Source organism: Actinomycetota bacterium (assembly GCA_036280995.1).
In the GTDB taxonomy this organism is placed as follows: Bacteria; Actinomycetota; CALGFH01; order CALGFH01; family CALGFH01; genus CALGFH01.
The window spans coordinates 1-4,720 of sequence record DASUPQ010000270.1 but is presented as its reverse complement, the minus strand read 5'-3'; the positions used below and the strand labels follow the sequence as shown (position 1 = coordinate 4,720).

Here is a 4,720-nt window from a genome sequence, read left to right as displayed (position 1 = left end):
GGGGGCTGCTGTCGGGCAGGACCTGGGCCCGGGCGGTGGCGATCACCCTGGCGCTGCTCAGCGCGATCGCCAACTTCCTGTTCATCCCCTACTACCCGTTCTGGTCGCTGCTCATCATCACCCTGAACGTGTTCGTGATCTGGGCCGTGGCCGCCCATGGTGGGGACCTGCGCGAACCGGTCTGAGCCCACCGGGCCGCGCCCTTACCCGTTCTGGATGAGGGCAACAGCACCTGGAAGCGGATGTTGGCCGGGCCGAGGTGAAGCGCAGGTCGCCGCGGTGGCGCCGGACGCGGTGCGGACGGTCAGCCGGCCGGTGCTGTCCATGCCGTCTGCGGCGTCGACGGCGTTGCCCCGCTCATCGCTGGTCAGCAGCCAGTCCGCTGCGGCGTCGAAGGTCAGTGCTGGTCGCGCTCCTGGTCCTGGGCCAGATCCAGGGCCAGGACGCTGGCCAGGAGCAGCAGGTCGTCCTGGCCGGGGGCCACGTCGACCGCGTAGGTGTCGCGGGTGCTGAACCAGCGCTTGGACACGGTGGCCACCGTCTGGCCGCCACGGCCGATGCTGAACTCATGGTCGAACAGATCCCCGGACATCTCCAGGTCATCGGGGCCGGGAACGTCGATGGTGAACCGGTCGCCGAACGGGGTGAACAGGCGCTTGCGGACCTCGGCGGCCTCCTGCCCGGCGACCGAGATCTGGTAGGTGGGGCGCATGGCGACCAGCTTGCGCTGGACCTGGGCCACCTCCCGCCCGTCGGGGTCGCGCAGGACCAGCCGGTTGCGCAGGCTCAGGACCTTGCCGTCGACGTGGAGGACGGGCCGGCCGTGCTCGTCGGTGATGTCGGAGTCCTGGCCCAACCGGAAGAACCGCTCGCGGATCAGGTACATCGGCCTGCCTCCCTGCTCGACGACGGAGATTCGCCCCGCCATCTTGGTTCTTTGACCCCTCAACAACCAGTAGGCTTCTGTGCACGGTCGGCCGGATGCAGGTACGCCTCGTGAAAGGCGGCGCCATGGACCCACCCCGCAAGCTGTACCGCAGCAAGACCAATCGCCAGGTGGCCGGGGTGTGTGGTGGCCTGGCCGAGCACTTCAACCTCGACCCCACCCTGATCCGGGTGCTGTTCGTCCTGTTGGCCGTGCTCGGCGGCTCGGGTGTGATCCTCTATGTGGCCATGTGGATCATCGTCCCCAAGGAGCCGTAGGCAGCCGGGACTCAACCGTCCGGCTCGGTTCGGGACAAAGCGGCCTTGACTCGGAGTCAGCCAACCAGGTCGGCGATGGGAGTGCGTCTGCACGCCTCGCCGCTGGCACTGTGCTCGATCGGTGGATACTTCGCCGCCTGATCCTGGCCGAGCAACAGTGATCACGCATCGGCCAGTTATCAACGGGAGGTTCGCGCATTGAGGATGAGGCGGCGCGAAGAATTGAGTCGAGGAGGACCCGGGCATGAATAGCCTTCGATGGGCTCCATCATCCCGCTCTCTGCTCGGCCGACGTCGGCGGCAACCTGCGGTGGTGCAGCTGGCAACGGCTCGCGTCGGGGCGGCCGCGATTGGGGCGGTGGCCGTTGGTGCCGGGGCCGTCGGCGCATTGGCGGTCGGTCGGCTGGCGGTCGGACGGGCGGTCGTGCGGCACCTCAAGATCGAGGACCTCGAGGTCAAGCGATTGCATGTCCACGAACTCCGAGTCGACCAGCAGGCGACCCCGGCACACCCGGAGACCCGCCCTTCGGCCTCCGAGACGGTCACGTAGCCATCCAGCCCTGGACGAACCGGCCGCTGGCGCCGGCCGGGGCCCGCTCGGGCTGCGCTGCGCCCGCGTCGGCCGGTGCTGTCGTGCCGAGCACGAGCAGCGCCACCGCCAGGGACCTCACCAGCTGCTCACTCAGCACTGCGACATCTCCCTTGGTTGCGCCAGGCCGCTTCGGCGGCCTGCCGGGCGCGTGCCTCCGCCTCGGCCTTGACCGGTTGCAGCTGCAGCCGCTGCATCTGACGGCGCACGTAGCCTCGGAGGAACGGCTGGAGCAGCCTGGCCCAGCCCTTGAGGCGGATGTCGCCGTGCACCGTGAACAGAGTCCCGCCGGGGACGGTCTCGAAGCGGTTGCTGAACTGGGCGTCGTAGTGGCGCTTCTCCTCCCACAGGTCGATCGCGTCCGGCGGCCGGACCAGGAGCTCGTTGCGGACCTTGCCTTCCATGTGGTCGACCTCCAGGACCAGCTTCGGCCCCTGGCGGGCCAGCAGCCGCACCCCGCCGATGGTGGGGAACAGCCGAGGCCAGCCGGCGTAGTCGCCGTAGACGTCCAAGACCGTGGGCCTGGACGCCTCGACCGTGGTCGACACCTCGACGTGCAGCACTGCCATCACCTCCCGCTCGGATCTGGTCGGCCGCAGTAAGGGCATCGGCCGCGCCGGCGAAGGTGGTAGGCGAGGGTGGCGGCCCCCAGAGCGACGCCCCACAGCGGCCACAGGTAGCCGGGGGCGACCGTCCCCCAGTTCTCGCCCGAGCTGCCTTCGGGGAAGTAGCCAAGGATCGCCGCGCGCCAGTGCCCCAGCCCGGCCGAGGTCATCAGGACCGCGACCAGCGACGCCGGGAGGGTCGCGGCGCCCGGCCGGACCGGCTTGCCGCCCACCAACGGGATCCAGCGGGGATAGACCTCGCCCCAACGCTGGACGAGCCCCAGGGTGAGGGTCGCGCCACCGCCAAGATGGACGCTCCTGCGTCATCCGGAGTTCCTCCATGGGACGTGAGCACGTCGCGGTGCCTTCGGCGCGGGTCGTCGGTGTGGACCGGCGCCGGGCGCTCCGGACCCACACCGCCCGCCAAGCCCGCTGCCAGCCTAGCGCGCAGGTCGTCCGGCAGCGCAAGGAGCGGGTCGGGGCGGGCGCCGATCAGCCACCGCTATCGGGTCCATGTCTGAAGGCCCCGGCCGCCATCGGACGAGACCGCGGCACCGCCAGCTAGGCTCCTGACGGACGCCGAGGTGCAGGTACACCCCCGCCGCCTTGCCATTCGCCCTCGTCGACCTCGGGTCGCAGTAGTCCTCGCTGCGATGCGCGTCGAGGTCACGCGGTCACAGCCGCGCACACTGGTCCTCCTTGTCGCCCTCGACCCTGTTGTTCCCGCCGGTGGGCGCGGGGCGGTTCGACTCGCACTCCAGGTTCCCGTCGATGCGGTTGCCGGTGACGGTCAGCCCGCCGCGGTTGCTCTCGGCCTGGAGGTTGCCATCGATGACGTTGCGGTCGGCCACCAGGCGTCCACGCTGGCTCTCCCACTGCAGGTCCCCGTCGATGCGGGTGCGGGTGACGTTGGAGGAGCCGCCCTGCTCGACCTGGATGTTGCCATCCACCGACGACATGGTGACGTTGACAGCCCGGGCGTTCTCGCCCTGCACGTCGCCATCGACCCTCACGCGCCGGGCATCGAGGGTGGCGTCACGGCGCACCCGGACGTTGCCGGTGACCGTCGTGCCCTCCAGTGTGCAGGTGGCACCGGCGGGGACCTCGACGTTCTCCACCGTCTCGGCGCCGATGGAGCCGTCACAGCTGCCAGGGCTGGTCCCTCCGCCGGTCTGGCCGCCACCGGCGGCCGTGGTCGGAGTTGGCGTCGGGGTCGGGGCGGGTGCGGTCTCGGTGGCGCCCGTGGTGGCGGTGGTGCCGTCGTCGTCGCCATTACAGCCTGCCAGCAGCATCAACACGACCAAGGCCGCGACGACGGCACGACCGGCCTGGCCTGGCCTGGACCTCATCTGTCTGCCCCCTCATGCGCGCCGCTGGGCGGCTCGTCCTGATTTGACCATGGCTCGCCCGCCTGGAACATCTGGGGCTGGCAACGGGCGGGTAGGGCGGTCGTCCTACGGGATCGGCGAGCCCACTCCTCTGCTCGTGGGCAAGCCGTACTTCCATACGGGCTTCCCGTACCAGGTCGTGGTCCCGGCGGCACTCGAGCGTCGGCGCGACCGTTCAAGTCCCACACGCCCGCTGAACTATAGCCAGGTCAGGCTGCTTCTCTCACTGAGGTTGTCCAATCCGCTGCCGTGGCCTGTCGTTCAACCGGCGTCACCCTGGGCCGGCGTGGGGAGGCAACCTCCAAGATGACGGAGGAAGGGACAACGCTTATGACCGAGGAACCGTCAAGTGGTTCAACCCTGACAAGGGCTATGGCTTCATCGAGCGTCAGGGGGCCCGGATATCTTCGTGCACTTCAGTGCGATCGAGGCTGCCAGCTACCGCTCGCTGGAGGAGGGGCAGACCGTCGAGTTCGACGTTACCGAGGGCGAGGGCTAGGGTGCTTGCCGTCGACGGTGCTGGGCTTCACCGACTGCCAACCGTAGCGACCAAGGACGATGCCATGGATTGGAAGCTTGAGCTGGTGGCGGTTCCCGTCTCGGACGTGGACCGCGCGAAGGCCTTCTACACCGACAAGGTCGGCTTCAATGCCGACCATGACCACAGGGTGAGCGATGAGCTTCGTTTCGTGCAGCTGACGCCGCCCGGATCGGCCTGCTCGATCGCCCTTGGGATCGGGGTCGCGGACACGCCACCGGGCTCGGCCGCAGGCCTACAGCTGGTCGTCTCCGACATCAATGCCGCGCGTGGGGAGCTGGCCCAGCGGGGGGTGGAGGTCAGCGAGGTCCAGGAGTTCCCCTGGGGCTCCTTCGTGTTCTTCCAGGATCCGGACGGCAACCGCTGGTCGGTGCAGCAGCTGCCTGCTCGCGACTAA

9 protein-coding genes and 1 pseudogene are annotated in these 4,720 nt (G+C 69.3%); 5 read left to right on the top strand and 5 right to left on the bottom strand.

All coding sequences use genetic code 11. The features are described from left to right. Window positions 1-185 (top strand): tryptophan-rich sensory protein (locus tag VF468_09010; GenBank protein ID HEX5878445.1); only part of this gene is annotated, 185 nt, incomplete at its 5' end. 212 nt (window positions 186-397) lie between these two features. On the opposite strand, the gene VF468_09005 is transcribed toward VF468_09010, so the two are convergent. Then, window positions 398-886, bottom strand: a complete 489-nt coding sequence (locus tag VF468_09005; protein HEX5878444.1) for an LURP-one-related family protein — start codon at window positions 884-886, stop codon at window positions 398-400. Window positions 887-1,011: 125 nt separating this feature from the next. Between VF468_09005 and VF468_09000 the strand changes: the two genes are divergently transcribed. Further along, complete coding sequence (locus VF468_09000) at window positions 1,012-1,203, top strand: PspC domain-containing protein (GenBank protein HEX5878443.1); 192 nt, start codon at window positions 1,012-1,014, stop codon at window positions 1,201-1,203. 313 nt (window positions 1,204-1,516) lie between these two features. Next, complete coding sequence (locus tag VF468_08995; protein ID HEX5878442.1) at window positions 1,517-1,753, top strand: hypothetical protein; 237 nt, start codon at window positions 1,517-1,519, stop codon at window positions 1,751-1,753. Here the strand turns inward: VF468_08995 and VF468_08990 are convergent. From VF468_08990 to VF468_08975, 4 genes are all read right to left on the bottom strand, one after another. After that, window positions 1,746-1,874, bottom strand: a complete 129-nt coding sequence (locus tag VF468_08990) for a hypothetical protein (protein HEX5878441.1) — start codon at window positions 1,872-1,874, stop codon at window positions 1,746-1,748. The genes VF468_08995 and VF468_08990 overlap by 8 nt on opposite strands. A gap of 7 nt (window positions 1,875-1,881) precedes the next feature. After that, a complete protein-coding gene (locus VF468_08985) occupies window positions 1,882-2,361 on the bottom strand; it encodes an SRPBCC family protein (GenBank protein HEX5878440.1) in 480 nt (159 codons plus the stop codon). Then, the gene (locus VF468_08980; GenBank protein ID HEX5878439.1) at window positions 2,361-2,630 is read right to left on the bottom strand and encodes a hypothetical protein; all 270 of its coding nucleotides are present in this window, start codon (window positions 2,628-2,630) and stop codon (window positions 2,361-2,363) included. The genes VF468_08985 and VF468_08980 overlap by 1 nt, the downstream gene beginning before the upstream one ends. A gap of 441 nt (window positions 2,631-3,071) precedes the next feature. Next, window positions 3,072-3,689, bottom strand: coding sequence for a DUF4097 family beta strand repeat-containing protein (locus VF468_08975; protein HEX5878438.1), 618 nt, complete (start codon window positions 3,687-3,689; stop codon window positions 3,072-3,074). 476 nt (window positions 3,690-4,165) lie between these two features. Between VF468_08975 and VF468_08970 the strand changes: the two are divergent. Continuing rightward, window positions 4,166-4,284, top strand: a pseudogene (locus VF468_08970) (cold shock domain-containing protein). A gap of 64 nt (window positions 4,285-4,348) precedes the next feature. Next, on the top strand, window positions 4,349-4,720 hold the full coding sequence (locus VF468_08965; GenBank protein HEX5878437.1) for a glyoxalase superfamily protein: 372 nt from the start codon (window positions 4,349-4,351) through the stop codon (window positions 4,718-4,720).